The following is a 17518-nucleotide window of genomic DNA, read 5'->3' on the forward strand; positions in this document are numbered from 1 at the left end:
ACCTTCCATACGCCAAAGGCCCCGGCTCTTGTCGGTCCTTTTTCCGGAGCCGGGGCATATGGCGCCCGGCTGGTGCCAAGCTCCGCCTGTGGGGAGCTGTGGGCGTAACGTGCCTCGCTGGCTGGAGATGTGTCGCGCCAGCTTGACATCGTGGCGCATTCAGCGACACTCGCTTTTTTGCTCCACTCAATCCGCAGAAGGAATCCGTCATGTTCGACAGCACCATCTACGCCGCGCGCCGCGCGCGGCTTGCGCAAAGCGGCCTGTCCGGCGTTGCCGTCTTCCCCGGCAATGTTGAAGCGCCCATGAATTATACCGACAACTGTTATCCTTTTCGTCAGGACAGCACCTTCCTGTATTACTTTGGGCACGATCTTCCCGGCCTGTGGGGCACCCTTGACCTCGACACCGGCGAAGCCGTGCTGTGGGGCGAGGATGCCACCATGGACGATATTATCTGGACTGGCCCGCTGCCCAGCGTGGCGCAGCGGGCGGAGCGCGTGGGCGCGCAGGGCAGTGGATCCCTCCGCGCGCTGATGGACGTGCTGCGCGCGGCCGGAAAGGGCGGGCGGCAGGTGCACACGCTGCCGCAGTATCGCGCCGAAAACCGCGAGCGCATGGCCGCTATGCTTGGTGTTTCGCAGGACGCCGTCAATGCCGCTCCCTCGCGCGCGCTGGCTCTTGCCATCATCGACCAGCGTAGCTGCAAGGCGCCGGAGGAGATTGATGAGCTGGAAAAGGCTCAGCTTGTCTCGCGCCAGATGTATGACGTCGCCATGCGCATGGCGCGTCCGGGCGTGACGGAGCGGGAGATTGCCGGAGCGCTGACAGGCGTTGTGGCGCGCGCCGGGGGCCTGCACTCCTTCCCGACCATCCTCACAACCCATGGCGAGACCCTGCACCAGCACGCCCATGATGGCGTACTTGAAGCGGGGCGCATGCTGCTTATCGATTCCGGCGCGGAGTCATTGGAGCATTACGCCTCGGACATTACGCGCAGTTTCCCCGTGAATGGGCGCTTCGACACGCGCCAGCGCGAGCTGTACGCCATTTTGCATGATGCGCAGGTGGCCGCGTGCGAGGCCTGCGCGCCGGGCGTCAGCTTCCGTGATATTCACCTGAAGACGGCCCGGCGTATTGCCGAAGGGCTGACGGAGCTTGGCATCATGCGCGGTAATCCTGAGGATGCCGTTGACGCCGGAGCGCATGCGGTCTTCTTCCCCCATGGGCTGGGGCATATGATGGGGCTGGACGTGCATGACATGGAAGGCTTTGGCGAGGACCTTGTGGGCTATGGCGAGGGCGTGGAGCGCTCTCCGCAGTTTGGGCTGTCTGCCCTGCGTTTTGCCAGAACCTTGCAGCCGGGGCATGTGGTGACGGTTGAGCCGGGGCTGTATTTCATCCCCGCACTTTTGGACAAATGGAAGACCGAACGCCGGCACGAAGCCTTTATCGACTACGCGCGCGTGGAATCGTATATGGACTTTGGGGGCATGCGCCTTGAGGATGATGTGCTTATCACTGGCGATGGCGCACGCATCCTTGGCCCCGGCATCCCCAAAAGCATTGAGGACATCGAAGCCGCCATGCAGAGTTAACGGCTGGAGTTGCAACGAGGTGTTCATACAGACGCCGCCCGGACCACTGGTCCGGGCGGCGTTTTGCGTTGCGGTCTTTGTCTCGCGTCAAGGCGCAGGCTACAGCCCCGCGGCGGTGGCGGACATGGGGAAGCAGTGCGTGTTGTAGCCCTGCCGCAGGCGCTTCATGAGGATGTATTCGTCCTTGAGCATGGCGCGCAGGCGGACGGATTCCTTGGAGGTGATACTGACCTCAATTTTACTCTTGTTGTAGTTGCCGTTGCGCAGGTTGGTGTTGAACACCGTGGACAGAATGCTCAGCGAGCGTTCAATGTCCTCCAGGAAGAAGTACGCATTGAGCGAGCGGATGCGCTCAAAGGCTTCCTTGACGTTGCAGGAGGGCGAGAACATGTACAATTGCCGGAGCAGGTGCTCCTTGGGGATGTTGTCCAGAAAGTCCGAGAACGTGTCCCCCAGCCATGTGAGTTCCTTTTCCCGGTCCGGGTTGCCGTCCTCAATTTCGCGCCAGCGCAGCAGGTTTTTGTAGTGCGAGACCACACGCTGGCACGGGTCGCGAAAGGAGGTGAAGACGAAGGTCCGTTCGGGCAGTTCGATTTGGTGCAGGGGCGTGTGCGAGAAGGCGTAGAGGAACTTGCCTTCCTTCAGGTAGTTCAGGGTGTGGCCTGAGAAGATAAGGCCGTTGTAATAGACAACATTGCCTTTGTTGATTTCCTGAAACAGGAAGCCGCTTTCGTTGTCGAAGGCATTCAGAAAGATTTTGTTCACCGACGTTCCGCCGCATTTTCTGATGTGGCAGAAGTAGTACCGCTCGTATTGACCCTTGATGTTCAGATACATGCCAAGCCCTCCCGCATGGCTTCGACATTTCCGCAGAGCATTGTCCAAAACGCGCCGAACCGTGCCGCCTGATGGATGCGCCGTACAGGGACGGATTTCCCAGACGTTCACCAAGAATAGCATACGCATCCACGAAAGGGGAGCATCGTGGCGGACTTTTTGAGGAAAGCGCATCATTTCGCCCTGCCTCTTTGCGCCGCGGCTCCTCTATGAAAGCAGAATGCATATTCAGCGCCGGGTGCGTCTTTTCTTCCATATATCCATAGCCTGCGTGTGCGCGGCAACGCCACGCGTCTTTGGCGTGCTCTACGCTGCGCCAAAGCTGTGACGGGCGCAAGTTGACTTCGTCCGTCCTTTGTATGTTATTCTTGGCGAGTGTGTTGTGTGTTCGGGGAATGGGGCCGGTGCGGTGCCGATTTTTCCGGGCCTTGCGCCAAGGTGGCGCGCTGTGGTGAATGCTGGTGTTCTGGCTGTTTGGCAGGGGGATGCATGACAAAGTCCGGTCAGCAGGGAGCTTTTGGCGCCGCCGCGCAAGAGTGGAAGCTGGTTGTGGAGCAGATGCCAGCGCCAGTCTGTGTGGTGGATGCCCAAAACTGGCGCATTGAGTACGTCAATCCAGCGGCCAAGGCGGCCTTTGGCGGCGAGTGTGTTGGCAGCCGGCTGGACGAGGTGCTCGGCGCCCACCGCGCCGCTGACATGCTGCGGGCGTGGAGCGACGGCGATGACCAATCCGGCGTATCGTGGCGCCTTGCCGTTGGGGGTGAGACTTTTGCCTTTACCGCCGCCCAAAGCTCATGGCCGGATGGCCGGACGGTTCTCATTGTGACAGCCGTTCCCGCTCCGGAGGGGCAGGAGTGCGAGGATCCTGATTCGCCGGAAGCGGAGCAGGCGCGGCTGTTTGCCATGGCTGTCGACGCCGTGAAGGATGGCGTGTGGGACTGGCACCTGCCGTCTGGCAGGGCGTTTTTTAGCCCGCGCTACAACACGATGCTGGGGTACGACCCCGGCGAGCTGGAGCCAACGTACGAGACATGGAGTGGCCTGCTCCATCCGGACGACAGGAAGCGCGCGCAGCGGGAGGTTGAGGCCCATATTGCGGCGTCCAAAGCGTATGATGTGGAATTTCGCATGCGCACCAAGTCCGGCGACTGGAAGTGGATTCAGGCGCGCGGCAGGGTGGTGGAGACGGACGACACCGGGGCCGTGGTGCGCATGGTTGGTACGCATAGCGATATTTCGGAGCGGAAGGCCGCGGAACTGGCCCTGCAGGAATCCGAGCATCTGTTTGCACTCTTTATGGATCAGCTTCCCGCCCTTGTCTTCATGCAGGACGAAGACATCCGCCTGACGTACGCCAACGCCTTTTTCCGCGAAGCAACGGGGATAGACGCCCCCACGGGGCTGACCCCGTCGCAGTATTATCCTGAGGATGTGGGCCGTGAACTGGAGGCGCAGTCCCGCCGCGTCCTTGCTGGCGAGAGCATCCGCGGGCAAAAGCGTTTGACCACGCGGGAGGGGGTGTCCTTCGTCCATCAGGTGGTCAAGTTCCCCATCGAGCGGGACGGCCGTCCGCCACTGGTGGGCGGTGTGGCGTGGGATATAACGGACATGGTCGCCCTTGCCGAACTCATGCGCGAGGTGAACGCCGCGCCGGGGTTGGATGAGATGGTGAGTGCCATCCTGCGTTGCGTGAGTGATTCGTTTTCCGTGCCGTTTGTGATGATTCTCCTCAAGGAGAATGGCGCGTTTGTCCCGCGCGGAATGCATGGCTTCAGCCTCTCCCCCGACGCCGCGTCCGAAATTTTGCAGCAGGAGGGGTTGTGTCCGTGCCTTGCCGAGGCGGCGCGGGGCACGCCCGCGTTTATCAATGATGTGCCGTCAACACAGGATTGTACGGGACTGCTCTGTGCGCGCGAGGGGATTGTCTCGCAGGCGTCGCTGCCTCTTATGGAGCAGGGCGAGGTCATTGGCGTATTGGGTATTGGAAGCGGCGTTCCCCGCGATTTTGCGGCCAAGCGCGACACTCTTGAGTCCCTTGCCCTTGTGGTGACCCTTGGCCTTAAGCGTGCGTTTATGTTTGAGGAGCAGGTAAAGCTGGCGGATAAGTTGGACGCCAAGGTTGCCGAACGGACGCAGACACTGGAGGCCGTGAACCGCGAGCTTTTGGCGAGTTTGGATTTGCTGGAAAAGGCGCGTGTTGAAAATCGCTTTAACCAGCAGCGGCTGGAGGCGCTGGTGGAGCTGGCGCGCATGGAGACGGCCTCGGCGCAGGATATTGCGGACTACGCGCTGGAGCAGGCTGTGAGCATGACGCGCAGCCGCATAGGCTATTTGCATTTTGTGGATGAGGAGAGCGGTATAATCAACCTGCACTCGTGGTCCCAAAAGACCCGCGAGCAGTGCTCTATGGATATGAACGAGCACTATTCACTCGACCATGCCGGAATATGGGCTGACTGCGTGCGGAAGCGGAAGCCTGTGGTGCACAATGATTATCCCGCCGCGCTGCACCGGAATGGCTATCCTGAGGGGCATATCCCCATTACCCGGCATATGAGTGTGCCCGTTATTGTTGGCGGGCGTGTGGTGGCAGTGGCTGGTGTCGGCAACAAGGACGTGCACTATACGCCCTCGGACGTGAACCAGCTGTTTTTGTTCGCGGATTCGCTCTTTCGCATTATCCATCGCAAAAAGAGCGAGATGGCCCTCCAGCAGGCCAAGCGCGAGGCCGAAGAGGCCAACGCCGCCAAAAGCGAATTTCTCGCCAAGATGAGCCACGAGATACGTACTCCCATGAACGCCATCCTCGGCATGGCGGAAAACGTACTGCATACGTCGCTGAATGCGGAGCAGCGGCGGATGATGGACATCCTCAAGCGTTCCGCCGGGTCGCTACGGGGCATTATTGACGACATCCTCGACATATCGCGCATAGAGGCGCGGCGGCTGGTCCTTGCGGATGCGGACTTTTCCCTTGGGGACGAATTGCGCGAGGTCACGGACGCGTACCGCACGCTTTTTGACAACAGGGGTCTTAGGCTGACCGTGAAGGCGGAGTGCTCCGCCGCCCCTGTGGTCCGTGGTGACGCGGTACGCTTTCGGCAGATTCTGTCCAACCTGTTGGGCAATGCCCTCAAGTTCACCACGCACGGTGGCGTCACGGTGGTGCTGGCCTCGTCCGAGTCCGCAAGCGGCGAGGATGTGCACGTGGTGCTGGAGGTTCGCGACACGGGCATCGGCATTCCAAAGCACCACCTTGAAACCCTCTTTGATGCTTTTGTACAGGTCCGCAGCGATACCTCGGCGGCGCGCGAGGGGGCGGGGCTGGGCCTTGCCATCGTCAAGGAGCTGGTGACCATGATGCGTGGCACTATCGACGTGGACAGCACGCTGGGCGACGGTACCGCGTTTACCTGCTCTCTGCTTTTGCCCAAGGGCGATGAGGGGGCGGTCCAGGCGCGGCAGGCGGCAAAGCCAGCGCCGCAGGATGAGCCGCCGGTGACAGGACTGCATATTCTCCTTGCCGAGGATAACGAGGAAAATGTGCAGGTGGCGGGGCTTTTTCTCCAGCGCCTCGGGCATACGTGGGATGTTGCCGGCGACGGGGCACAGGCGCTGAAGCTGCTTACGGAGCGCGCCTACGATGTGGTGCTGATGGACCTTGAGATGCCCGTGATGGATGGGCTGGAGGCCACCCGCCGCCTTCGCGCAGGGGAGGCGGGTGAGGCCGCGCGCACGGTGCCTGTTGTGGCGCTGACGGCCCACGCCGTTTCCGGCTACGAAGAAAAGGCCCGCGAGGCCGGGATGGACCACTTTTTGACCAAACCCATGAACTTTCGGGAGTTTGATGCGGCGCTGCGCCTTGCTGCCCCTCATGAGGACGCCGTCAAAAAGGGTGCGGTTATCGACCGCGAGGCTGTGCTCTCGCACCTTGATGGCAACGAGGTGCTCTTTGGAGAATTGATTGAAATCTTCCTGCGGAATATGCCCCCGCGCCTTGCGGCGCTGCATGCCGCCTGCCGCGCGCGCGATGTTGAGGACGCCCTGCGGGCGGCGCATTCCCTTAAGGGCAACGCCGCGACCATTGGTGCGGGGCGTCTTGCGGAGTTGGCGGAGAGGGCGACGGGACTTATCCGGGACGAACAATGGGGAGAGTTGGAAACCGTTTTGCCGCAGCTTACCGAGTGCTTTAGCCATGTCCAGCTGAGCCTGCGGGAAGAAATGTGAGGGCAGGATGGGGCATGTTCTCATCGTCGATGACGACGAACTCATAGGGCATCAACTCTCACGCACTGTGGAGCAGATGGGCTGTACGCCATTTTGGGTGCAGACGCTGGCCCATGGGGAACGCGAGGTGCTGCGCGGCGTGTATGATGTGGTGCTGCTTGATGTGTCGCTCCCCGACGGCAATGGGCTGGAGGCGCTGCCCCGTTGGGTTGGGCTGCCTGCCGCACCAGAGGTGGTCATCATCACGTCTGCGGAGGGCGGCCGCGCGGCTGAGCAGGCCATTACCAGCGGCGCGTGGGACTATATCCGCAAGCCCGTGGACCTTGCCGAATTGCGCCTGACGGTGCTGCGCGCGTTAACCTACAAGGCGTCCAAAACGGCGCGGCGAAGTAGTGCGGCCTTTGGGCGTGATGCCATTATTGGCTCCAGCCCGCGGCTGCTTGCCTGCATAGAGCGCGCGGCAGAGGCCGCCAGCGGCGACGCCGCCGTGCTGCTGCTTGGCGCAACAGGGACGGGAAAGGAGTTGTTCGCCCGCGCCATCCACGACAATAGCGCGCGGGCGAAGGGGCCGTTTGTTACTGTGGACTGTGCCGCGCTACCGCCAACCTTGGTGGAGAGTACGCTGTTTGGCCATGCGCGGGGCGCGTTTACCGGAGCGCAGGAGCCACGGGAAGGGTTGGTGGCGCAGGCGGACGGCGGAACGTTGTTTTTGGATGAGGTGGGCGATTTGCCCATTGATGTACAGCGTCTGTTCCTGCGCGTGTTGCAGGAGCGCCGCTTTTTGCCCGTGGGGGCAGATTTGGAGCGGCGGAGCGATTTTCGTCTTATTGCCGCCACCAATCAGGACATGGACGCGCTTGTGAGCGCGGGGCGCTTTCGGGCCGATGTGCTGTTTCGCATACAGGGATTTGTTCTGGCCTTGCCGCCCCTCACGGAGCGCGAAGGCGATATTGAGGACCTTGCCGTGCACTGGTGCGCCGAGTTTTGCCGCCGCGCCGGGGTGGATGTAAAGGGGCTGTCGCGTGCTTTCATCGCGTGCCTTTCGGCGTACCATTGGCCCGGTAATGTACGCGAATTGGTCCAAACTATGGAGCGGGCGGTCTCCGCCGCGTACGACGCGCCCCAGCTTCGCCCACAGCACTTGCCGAGGCCTCTCCGCGCGGCTGTGGCGGGCAGGACGCATGGCGCGGAGCCGGAAAATGGCAGGCACCAAGGTGCCGAACGCAGCGCGTTGCCTTTGTTTGCAGAATTTCGGCGCGAGATTGTTAGCCGGGGCGAGAAGGACTACCTGCGTATGCTTGTGGACGAGGCACAAGGCTCGCTTGAGCGGGCGCTTGGCCTTTCCGGGCTGTCCAAGACCCGGCTCTATGAACTGCTTCGTGCGCACGGTTTGCGGCTGCGCCCTTAGCCCGGCGTAGCGTTGCCTAGCGCCGTGGGAGTGGTGCGTCATGGCGATACGCCTTTCCGATTGGAAAGTGCAGTCTTCCGGTTTTTTCGGAGTTTGTGCGATTTTCTCGTCCGTTTCCGTTTTTATCGCACTTTCGTCACACGAATGAAACACTGTGGAAGGCGCGTCACACGCGCAAGATGTTGACATTCAAGAACGTGTGGAAATGTACCGTGGACACGAAAAGTGGCACCGTTGTTGCTTTTTGAAAGATGATTGACCAGCAGTGCATGCAAGAGGGACAGCGCCATTGTGGTGCTGGTGAACTCTGAAGAAAACTGCAGATGGTAATGGATGCGCCGCAGGTCAGTACCCTTGGGAGGGGATCATGCTTAAGGATTTGTCGATTTCCAAAAAGGTAACAGGTGGTTTTGCCGTCGTTCTTGCCCTGATGGTCGTCATGGGCGTTGTGGCGTTGCAAGGGCTTGAACACGGAGCCAAGGGGTTTGAAACCTACAGAAACTGGGCGCGGAATTCCAACCTCTCCAGTGAGGTTCGCGACCATCTGGTCAACGCGCGCCTTGCTATGAAGGACTATGGCCGTGGCGAAGACGAGGTTTTGCCGACGTTCAGAGAAAACTGGGCGGATATGATGGAGCATCTTGGAGAGGCCCATGAGCGCATCACCAGCCCGGAGCGCGTTCGCCTGCTGAAGGAATTTGAGACCTTGGCCAAGCAGTATGCCGCATCTGTGGACCGTATGACCTCTGCCGCAACGCAAAGCGAGCGAGAAGAGATCCTTCACGGCAGTTTGGATGCTCTGGGGCCTCAGCTCCTTGACCGCATTGAACAAATTCAGACCAGTTATGTGAAGAATCAGGACGCCTTGGGGCCTGCTCTGCAGGCGCAGAACAGCCGCACCGTCACCCTCGCCACAACAACTGGCATCGCGGCATTAGTCCTCGGCATTCTGTTTGCCGTGATAATTTCCCTCGCCATCACGCGGCCTTTGCGCAAGTCCCTTGCGTTTGCCGAGGCCGTGGCCAAGGGCGACTTTCGGGCGCACCTTGATGTGGACCAAAAGGACGAGACCGGCCGCATCGCCGTTGCTATCCGTGACATTGCGAACACAGTAGGTGGCGTGACCGAGAAAATGGACGTGATGATGCAGGAGGTCTCGCACGGGAAGCTCCATACCCGCACAGATGCCAGTGGGTATTCGGGCGGATTCAAGCAGCTTGTGGATGGGGTGAATAGGCTTGCAGATCGCCTTGTGGGCCTTATTGACGACTTGCCGCTTCCGGTTATGGCCATCGACAAAAACTACAACGTTCTCTTTATGAACGAGGTAGGCATCAGCCTTGGCAATGCGGAGCGCGGTGATGTGGAAGGGCGGAAGTGTTACGACTTCTTCAAGACCTCCGACTGCAAAACAGCCAACTGCTCTTGCACCCGCGCCATGGATTCGCTGGAGTCCGCCACATCGGAAACGGACGCGCATCCTGGCGGCAATGACCTTGAGATTAAGTACAGCGCATCCCCCATCTTGAACGACGACGGCAACGTGGTGGGTGCATTTGAGGTCGTGGTGGACCAGACGGATATCGTGGAAGCCTATAGGCGTATGGAAAACATTGCAGGCCGTGCGCAGGCCATTTCCTCCCGTATGTCCGAACAGGCCGAGGATCTTGCCGTACAGGTGCGGCAGGTGACCGAGGGCGCAATGACCCAGCGCGACAGAATGACTGAAACCGCAACAGCCATGGAGCAGATGAATTCCACGGTTTTGGAAGTGGCGCAGAACGCCAGTTACACGGCGGAGAGCACAGGCAAGGCCCGCGAGCACGCCGAGGGCGGCGCAAACGTTGTTGGCGACGCGGTGTCTGCCATTAAGGAAGTGCACGAGTCCGCCTCGGAGCTGCAGGAGAGCATGCGTTCCCTCGGGCAGCAGGCCGAAGCCATCGGTCAGGTGATGAACGTGATTACCGACATTGCGGACCAGACGAACCTGTTGGCCCTGAACGCGGCCATTGAGGCCGCCCGCGCGGGCGATGCCGGACGCGGATTTGCCGTGGTGGCGGACGAGGTGCGCAAACTGGCCGAAAAGACCATGAGCGCCACCCACGAGGTTGGCGTCAGCATCAGCGCCATTCAGGACTCCGCGCGTCTGAATGCGGCCAGCATGGACCGGGCTGTGTCCAGCGTGGACCGGGCAACGAAGTTGGCCGGCGAGTCCGGAGACGCCCTGTCGCGCATTGTGGAACTGGTGGTGGATTCCTCCAGACAGGTGGACGGCATCGCCACGGCCAGCGAGGAGCAGTCCTCGGCCAGCGAGCAGATCAATCAGGCCATTGAGGAAGTCTCAACCATTGTGAATCAGACCGCAGACGGCATGTCGCAGTCTTCACGCGCCTTGGAGAGCCTGGCGGACATGTCCGGCGAGCTGAATGACCTCATCGCCGAACTGCGCACAAACGGTAAGAATTAGCCGCGCTCTTGGCGGCATCCCTTCCCTTCCCTTCCCGCACCCGCGCGGAGGGTGGTGCATGGGCACCGCTCTCCGCCGGGCAAGCGGCCCATGAAGACCTCGCAGGATGATGCATATGGCAGATTGTACCCCCCATATATCCATGAGCCGGTTCCTCGTTATTGATGACGACGAGATGAGCCGCCACCTTTTGGTCGCGGTACTCACGTCCCTTGGGGGCACGGTGCATGCCGTCCCCGAAGACGATGACATCCCCGAAAGCATATCTGAAGATGTGGACATTATTGTGATGGATGCCGCTATCGCCAGCGAGAAACGGGAGCACATTGTGGAGCATCTCCGTGCGCATAAGGGGGCGCATAACGGGGGCCACAACGGTGAACAATCCGGGGAGAATGAGGAGGAATGCGACCTCATCCATTCCCCGGGCCTTTTTATCACGACGGCCGTTGTGGATGACGAAACCCTGCGTCAGGCACTTGCCCTTGGCGCGGATGCCGTGCTGCAAAAACCGGTGAACAAAACCGAAATGTCGCTCCGCATAGACGCCGCCCTCAAGCGGCGGGCGGAGCAGATGGAACTGCTTTGCCTGCGCGGCGAGTGCGAGTCCCTCCGCCGCCGCGTGCAGGAACTGGAAAAGCAGCCCCGCGCGGCGGCCCCGGCTTCGCACCGGCCGTCCCCCGCCAACTGTATTGCTCCGGGCCCGTGGGCGCCGGAGGGGCTTGAATTGCCCGAGTCCTATGCCCATTCGCTGGAGCAGGAGCGCCAACGCTACAGCGCCATCCTTGCTTCATTGGACACGGGTCTGACACTCCTTGGTCAGGACATGCGCATTGAATGGGTCAACGATCATGTCCGCGCCATGTTTCCGAATCGTCAGCCGGAAGGCGAGCTGTGCTACCGCTTTTATTACGGCATGGAAAAGCCGTGTGCGACCTGCGGCGTCCGCGAGGTGTTCCGCACCGGTGAACCAACGACATTTGAGCGGTATTCCCCAGAAACGGAACGATGGTTTTCCGTCTATTCAGCCCCCGTTTTTGGCGAGGGTCAGCGGGTGACGCATGTGCTGGAGGGTGTGACGGACATCACCGAGCGCAAGACTCACGAACAGCAGCTCCTTTCGGCACTGCACAAACATGAGCAACTGGCGTTTATCCTGAACAATAGCCCTCTGTACGCCTTTGTGTGGAAAAATGAGCCGGGCTGGCCTGTTGAGTTTGTGTCGGACAACATCACGGACCTTGGCTATGCCCCGGAGGACTTTTTGGGCGGACATATTGCCTACGCCGACATTCTGCATCCCGATGATGTGGACCGTGTGGCCGCGGAAATCCGCCAGCATAGCGAGGCGAAGCGCTCCGAATTTAAGCAGGAGTACCGCGTTGTGGCACGTGATGGAGATATGCGCTGGATGGAGGATATGACGTGGATAATCCGCGACGAGCGGGGCGACATAACGCACTTTCATGGCATTTTATATGATGTCTCGCGCCGCAAGCGCGATGAAACCCAGCTCCGCAAGCTCTGGCGCTCCGTCGAAAACAGCCCCACCACCGTGGTCATTACCGATACGCAGGGCATTATTGAGTATGTGAATCCGGCTTTCACCACGGCAACGGGCTATTCCCGCGAGGAAGCCCTGGGGCAGACCACGGGCGTCCTGCGCTCCAATGTGCACGACGACGCCTTCTACGCCGACCTGTGGACGACGATATCCGCCGGGCAAACGTGGCGCGGCGAGATTTGCAACAAGCGCAAGGATGGCTCCCTCTTTTGGGAGCAGGCGTCCATTTCGCCGGTGGTGGACGACGCAGGGCGCGTCACCCACTATGTGGCGGTCAAGGAGGACATCTCCGACAAGAAGGACTTTGAGCAGTTGAAGCAGGACGTGGAGCGCATTATGCGCCACGACCTCAAAACCCCGCTCAATACCCTCATCGGCCTGCCGCAAGTACTGATGATGGACGAGAACCTCACCGAGGAGCAACTCGAAATCGTCCGCGCCATTGAGGACTCCGGCAAACGTATGCTGCATATGCTGGATATTTCCGTGGATCTGCTCAAGATGGAACTGGGCGAGTACGAGTACATCCCCGGCGATGTGGATATCCTCGCCGTTATCCGTAAGCTGCTCGGTCAGTCGCAGCAGAAGCTGGTGGTGAAGCAGCTGGAGACTACCGTGCAGTTGGACGGCGCACCCATCACGCCCGCCATGCGTCTCTATGCCTGTGGTGAAGAACGCCTCGTCTACACCATGCTCTCCAACCTGCTGGACAACGCCATAGAGGCCTCACCCCGGCAGGGGACCATCTCCATCAGTATTACGCAGGGGCAGGAGATACTCACCGCTGTTGTCCGTAACAGCGGCGCTGTGGCGCAGGAAGTGCGCACGCATTTCTTCGAAAAATTCAAGACTTACGGCAAAACAGGCGGCACAGGCCTAGGCACGTATTCCGCCAAGCTCATGGCCGATGCCATGCAGTATGACATCGCTATGGAAACGTCCGACACAACAGATGAAACATGGCTTACAATAACGATGCCCGCATCCTGCGCTGGCTTCATTGAGGGCGCACCATGACCAGACACAGCCATACCATCCTTGTGCTGGATGATGAACCGCACAACGTTTTGCTGCTTCGGGAGCTGCTGCGAAAGCAGGGCCATAAGGTGGTCGGCACAAGTTCGCCCATTGAGGCGCTCCAGATTGTGGACCGCACCTTCGACCTTGTGCTGTCCGACGTTATGATGCCGGAAATGAACGGATTTCAGTTTGTGGAGCAGCTACGCAGCAATCCGGAGACTGAGGACATTCCCGTCATTATCGTAACCACGCTGTCCGACAAGCCGGACCGGCTGCGCGCCGTGCAGTCTGGCGCCAATGACTTCATCACCAAGCCTGTGGACGCCTTTGAACTGGAGGTCCGCACGGCCTCCATGCTGCGCCAGAAGCGCCAGCAGGACGAGATCAAGCTCTTTCAGCAGGATCTTGCGGGCATGGTGGAGGAGCGCACTTCCGACTTGCAACGCACGCTGAACCAACTGCATACGTCGCACATCGAGAGCATCCTGCATCTTGCCGCCGCCGCGGAGTACAAGGACGAGGACACCAGTACCCACATCAAGCGCATGAGCCGCTATTCCGCGCTTATCGCCAAGAGTTTGGGGCAGGATGACCATTATGTGGACCTTATCCTCAGGGCCAGTCCCATGCACGACGTTGGCAAAATCGGCATTCCGGACGACATTCTGCTCAAGCCCGGTCCGCTGACGGCGCAGGAGTGGGAAACCATGAAGACGCACACCACCATCGGCGGCAAGATTCTTGGCGCGGGCAGTTCAGAGTATATGCTTATCGGCACCAGCATTGCCCTGACCCACCATGAAAAGTGGAACGGCACCGGCTATCCGGCGGGATTGTCCGGGGAGAATATCCCCCTGTGCGGGCTTATCTGCGCGGTGGCAGATGTGTTTGATGCGCTGACCAGCAAGCGTCCCTACAAGGATGCCTTCCCCGAGGACAAAGCCTTGAGCATTCTACGCGAGGGCAGGGGGGTGCACTTTTCACCGCGGGTGCTGGATGCCTTCCTTGATAACTTGGATGCGGTCCGAGATATCCGTGCCAAGTACTGCGACGACCACGCCAATTAAGACAAAAAGGCCCCTCCGTGTGCAGCGGAGGGGCCCAGAGGGGTTGTGACGCAATAAAAGAGTCACAAACTATAAACGAATCACCGTGCCGGGGGCGGCGTCGGTGTTTTCGCCATTTTGGACCACGGCCTCGCCATTGACGAAGACATGCGGGATGCCTTCAGGGTACTGGCAGGGGTCCGTAAAGGTGCCCTTGTCCTCGACGGTTTCGGGGTCGAAGATGACAAGGTCGGCAAAGTTGCCGGGGCGCAGGACGCCGCGCTCGGGAATGCTGAAGACGGACGCCGGGCGGCCGGTCATCTTGGTGACGGCTTCCTCAAGGCCAAGGCTGCCGCGCTGGCGCACGTAGCGGCCAAGGACGCGCGGGAAGGAGCCATACACACGCGGATGCGGCTTGCCGCCAAGCAGGCCGTCCGTGCAGACGTTCATTTCCGGGCGGCGCATAAAGCCTTCCACATGCTCTTCCAAACCGTAGAAGTCCACCATGCCCACGGCGTTATCTTCCTGCAGCAGCAGGTCAAAGGTGGCCTGATACGGGTCCATGCCACGCAGCTCGCCAATTTCCGTCAGGTTCTTGCCAATGCAGTCGGCGTTGGCCTCGGTCTTTACGTCCGTGACGTAGATGCCGTCCAGCCCGGCAAACTGCACAAAGTTGTCCCAGCCGTCGATGCCGTTTTCAATGTCCTGAATCATGCGCTGGCGGGCTTCGGCGTCCGCAAGGCGCTGGAGCAGGTTGTCCGTGCCGCCGTCATGCGCCCACGGGGGCAGAATGACGCCCAGCATGGTGGAACCGGCCACGTAGGGGTACTGGTCAAAGGACACGCGGATGCCCTCGGCCTTGCACTTGTCCAGCAGTTGCAGGACCTTTTCGTACTTGTCGGCGTTGTTCTTGCCGCAGACCTTAAAGTGCGAGAAGTGCACCTTGACGCCGGACTCGCGGCCCATGGTGATGACTTCTTCCATGGACTCCAGAATGGTGTCGGCCTCGCTGCGCTGGTGGATGACGAGGGGGCGGTCAAACTCCGCGGCGGCCTTGCACAGGGCGACCATTTCGCGCGTGTCGCTGTAGGCGCAGGGCATGTAGATGAGGCCGGTGGACAGGCCCATGCCGCCCGCTTCAAGCTCGCGGCGCAGGATGTCCTGCATGCGCAGCAGGTCATCGTCCGTTGCTTTGACGTTGCCAAGGCCAAGGGCCTCCATGCGCACGTTGCCGTGGGGGATGAGGTAGCCCTCGTTGGGGGCGCTGCCGTTGGCTTCCAGCAGCTTCAGGTAGCCGTCCGTCGTCTCGTAGGACCAATCCAGCTCCTCCACATCGCCGTCCAGACCGGCAAGGTTCTTGCGCCACGGGCTTTCGTACTTGGTGGGCATGGGCGCGGCGGAGATGCCGTCCTGTCCCAGAATCTCGGTGGTGACGCCCTGGCGGGTCTTGGCCGGGACGTGCTTCTGGCGGAAGATGAGCAGGTCGGAGTGGCTGTGGGTGTCGATGAAGCCGGGGCAGAGGACCTTGCCCTGCGCGTCCAGCTTTTCGTCAAAGTCGCCTTCCACGCTCTGGCCGCGCACCACGTCGATGATGCGTTCGCCCTCGGTGATGACGCAGCCGTCAAAGCGCTGCTGGCCGGTGCCGTCGATGATTGTGGCGTTGTGGATGAGTCGTTTCATGGTCGGTCTCCTTGGGCGGGTGGTCCCGCTTTCTGGTCCTTTGCGGCGCGTGGACATGCGCGGCCTGCAAGGGGAGGTGGTAAAATATGTCCGGCGGCTGCTTCCTGCCGCCGGAGGGTGCCGCCCCGGCGCGCTCTGGTGCGCCGGGGCGGCTGGCTGGGCCGGATGTCTGCCCCCGCTGTCTGGCCCTGATAGAGGGCTGATGCAGAGGAGACATTCCGGCGGGGTGGACTATTCTCCGGCTGCGGCGGCTTCTTCATGCTCCTTGGTGATGGCCAGCGGGGCGGGCTTGCGGCCCATGGCGATCTCTATCTTGGAGATGAGGAAGAACGACAGCGTACTGACAACGGAGCCGAAAACGATGGCCATGATGCCGTACGGTTCACCGGCCTGCTGCCACGCGATGGCGGCAACGGAGCCGAGGATGATGGAGTACAGGCCGCCGTTGACGGTGGCGTTGTTGTACATCAGGCCGAACACAAAGGCCGCGAACGGACCGGCCGCACGCATGGTAAAGGCCAGAATGAGCAGCGAGATGATGGAGTAGTTGCCAAGGGCGATGATGACGGAGCAGGTGCCGACGAACAGGATGGCGCCCTTGCTCCAGGTCATAAGGTCCTTATCCGTTGCATTGGGACGGATGTAACGCTGGAACACGTCCTTGGTGAACAGGGTGGACACGGCCAGCATGTTGCCCGAGGCGCTGGACATGGTGGCGGCGACCACGGAGGCCAGCACCACACCCGCGATGATGGTGGGCGCGAAGTGCTGCGCGGCCGTGGGCAGGGCGCTGTTGGGGTCGATGTCGGGGAAGTGGGACAGGGCCACAAGGCCGATGACCGCCGGGATAAAGCCATACAGCGCCATCAGGCAGGAGCACATGAAGGAGCCCATCTTGGCGACCTTGGCATTGCGTGCGGCAAAGTAGCGCTGCACGGCTTCCTGACCGGTGGAGAAGGTCATGAAGTACATCAGGATAAGGCCGAGGATGGTCTTCCAGCCAACGTTGGTTAAGCTCATCTGGTGTGCTGGCAGAGTGGACACCAGATGGTCCCAACCGCCTGCATTGTGCAGGATGATGGGCATTGCGATGGCCATGCCGATGGTGATCACGAGAATGTGCACGATGTCCGTGAACGCAACCGACATAAGCCCGCCCATCAGGGTGTAGGCGGTGACGACGCAGCCTGCAAGGATGATGACCTTTTGCAGTTCAATGCCCGTCACAACGTGGATGATGGTGGAGGTGGCGATGACCTGCGCCGCAGTGGCGAAGAACAACGCGGAGATGGACAAAAAGGTCGTCATAATGTGCGAGGTCCGGCCGTAGCGGCGGCCGAGGATTTCCGGCACCGTCGTCGCCATGGATTTGCGCAGGTACGGCGCAACAAAGGAGACGAGGAAAATGCCGATACCCGCGCTGACAACGTACCAGCCGGCGGAGAACCCCCACTCGCCATAGGCCTTGGCCGCGACACCCAGGGTACTGCCGCCGCCGATTTCGGCGGCGGCGAGAGTCCCTGCCATCATGGCCGGGCCAAGCTGGCGACCGGCGAGGAGAAAGTCCTCGGATTCACGAATCTTGCGCTTGGCAACCCACAGGCCGATACCGATCATGCACGCCATGTAGGCGAGGATGACATAGAAAGTGCTGGTCATGGCAGGAACTCC

General features: G+C 60.8%; 9 protein-coding genes. 6 read left to right on the top strand and 3 right to left on the bottom strand.

The window, feature by feature from the left end; genetic code table 11:
* Positions 1 to 209 precede the first annotated feature (209 nt).
* Positions 210 to 1598: an aminopeptidase P family protein gene (locus ACI3L3_RS09770; protein WP_404844922.1), complete on the top strand. Its 1389-nt coding sequence runs from the start codon at positions 210 to 212 to the stop codon at positions 1596 to 1598.
* 99 nt (positions 1599 to 1697) lie between these two features.
* On the opposite strand, the gene ACI3L3_RS09775 is transcribed toward ACI3L3_RS09770, so the two are convergent.
* A complete protein-coding gene (locus ACI3L3_RS09775; protein WP_404844923.1) occupies positions 1698 to 2435 on the bottom strand; it encodes a sulfotransferase family 2 domain-containing protein in 738 nt (245 codons plus the stop codon).
* Positions 2436 to 2924: 489 nt separating this feature from the next.
* Here ACI3L3_RS09775 and ACI3L3_RS09780 point away from each other — a divergent pair, with 489 nt between their 5' ends.
* From ACI3L3_RS09780 to ACI3L3_RS09800, 5 genes are all read left to right on the top strand, one after another.
* Complete coding sequence (locus ACI3L3_RS09780; protein ID WP_404844924.1) at positions 2925 to 6662, top strand: GAF domain-containing protein; 3738 nt, start codon at positions 2925 to 2927, stop codon at positions 6660 to 6662.
* Between the two features lie 7 nt (positions 6663 to 6669).
* On the top strand, positions 6670 to 8070 hold the full coding sequence (locus tag ACI3L3_RS09785; protein WP_404844925.1) for a sigma-54-dependent transcriptional regulator: 1401 nt from the start codon (positions 6670 to 6672) through the stop codon (positions 8068 to 8070).
* Positions 8071 to 8437: 367 nt separating this feature from the next.
* Positions 8438 to 10537 carry a methyl-accepting chemotaxis protein gene (locus ACI3L3_RS09790; RefSeq protein ID WP_404844926.1) on the top strand — a complete coding sequence of 700 codons (2100 nt, stop codon included), beginning with the start codon at positions 8438 to 8440 and terminating at the stop codon, positions 10535 to 10537.
* A 115-nt stretch (positions 10538 to 10652) separates the two neighbouring features.
* Positions 10653 to 13118, top strand: coding sequence for a PAS domain S-box protein (locus ACI3L3_RS09795; RefSeq protein ID WP_404844927.1), 2466 nt, complete (start codon positions 10653 to 10655; stop codon positions 13116 to 13118).
* A complete protein-coding gene (locus ACI3L3_RS09800; RefSeq protein WP_404844928.1) occupies positions 13115 to 14188 on the top strand; it encodes an HD domain-containing phosphohydrolase in 1074 nt (357 codons plus the stop codon). Before ACI3L3_RS09795 ends, ACI3L3_RS09800 begins: the two co-directional genes overlap by 4 nt.
* 69 nt (positions 14189 to 14257) lie before the next feature.
* Here ACI3L3_RS09800 and ACI3L3_RS09805 read toward each other — a convergent pair whose 3' ends face one another.
* Complete coding sequence (locus tag ACI3L3_RS09805) at positions 14258 to 15847, bottom strand: amidohydrolase family protein (RefSeq protein WP_404844929.1); 1590 nt, start codon at positions 15845 to 15847, stop codon at positions 14258 to 14260.
* Positions 15848 to 16078: 231 nt separating this feature from the next.
* Positions 16079 to 17506, bottom strand: a complete 1428-nt coding sequence (locus ACI3L3_RS09810; RefSeq protein WP_404844930.1) for a sodium:solute symporter — start codon at positions 17504 to 17506, stop codon at positions 16079 to 16081.
* Positions 17507 to 17518: the final 12 nt, after the last annotated feature.

Source organism: Desulfobaculum sp. SPO524 (assembly GCF_044987625.1).
Taxonomy (GTDB): Bacteria; Desulfobacterota; Desulfovibrionia; order Desulfovibrionales; family Desulfovibrionaceae; genus Desulfobaculum.

What these genes read in the sequence shown, in the direction of transcription:
- ACI3L3_RS09780 (WP_404844924.1), top strand. Translation starts at nt 2,925, where the DNA reads ATGACAAAGTCCGGTCAGCAGGGAGCTTTTGGCGCCGCCGCGCAAGAG.
- ACI3L3_RS09795 (WP_404844927.1), top strand. Translation starts at nt 10,653, where the DNA reads ATGGCAGATTGTACCCCCCATATATCCATGAGCCGGTTCCTCGTTATT.
- ACI3L3_RS09805 (WP_404844929.1), bottom strand. Translation starts at nt 15,847, where the DNA reads ATGAAACGACTCATCCACAACGCCACAATCATCGACGGCACCGGCCAG.
- ACI3L3_RS09790 (WP_404844926.1), top strand. Translation starts at nt 8,438, where the DNA reads ATGCTTAAGGATTTGTCGATTTCCAAAAAGGTAACAGGTGGTTTTGCC.
- ACI3L3_RS09800 (WP_404844928.1), top strand. Translation starts at nt 13,115, where the DNA reads ATGACCAGACACAGCCATACCATCCTTGTGCTGGATGATGAACCGCAC.
- ACI3L3_RS09775 (WP_404844923.1), bottom strand. Translation starts at nt 2,435, where the DNA reads ATGTATCTGAACATCAAGGGTCAATACGAGCGGTACTACTTCTGCCAC.
- ACI3L3_RS09785 (WP_404844925.1), top strand. Translation starts at nt 6,670, where the DNA reads ATGGGGCATGTTCTCATCGTCGATGACGACGAACTCATAGGGCATCAA.
- ACI3L3_RS09810 (WP_404844930.1), bottom strand. Translation starts at nt 17,506, where the DNA reads ATGACCAGCACTTTCTATGTCATCCTCGCCTACATGGCGTGCATGATC.
- ACI3L3_RS09770 (WP_404844922.1), top strand. Translation starts at nt 210, where the DNA reads ATGTTCGACAGCACCATCTACGCCGCGCGCCGCGCGCGGCTTGCGCAA.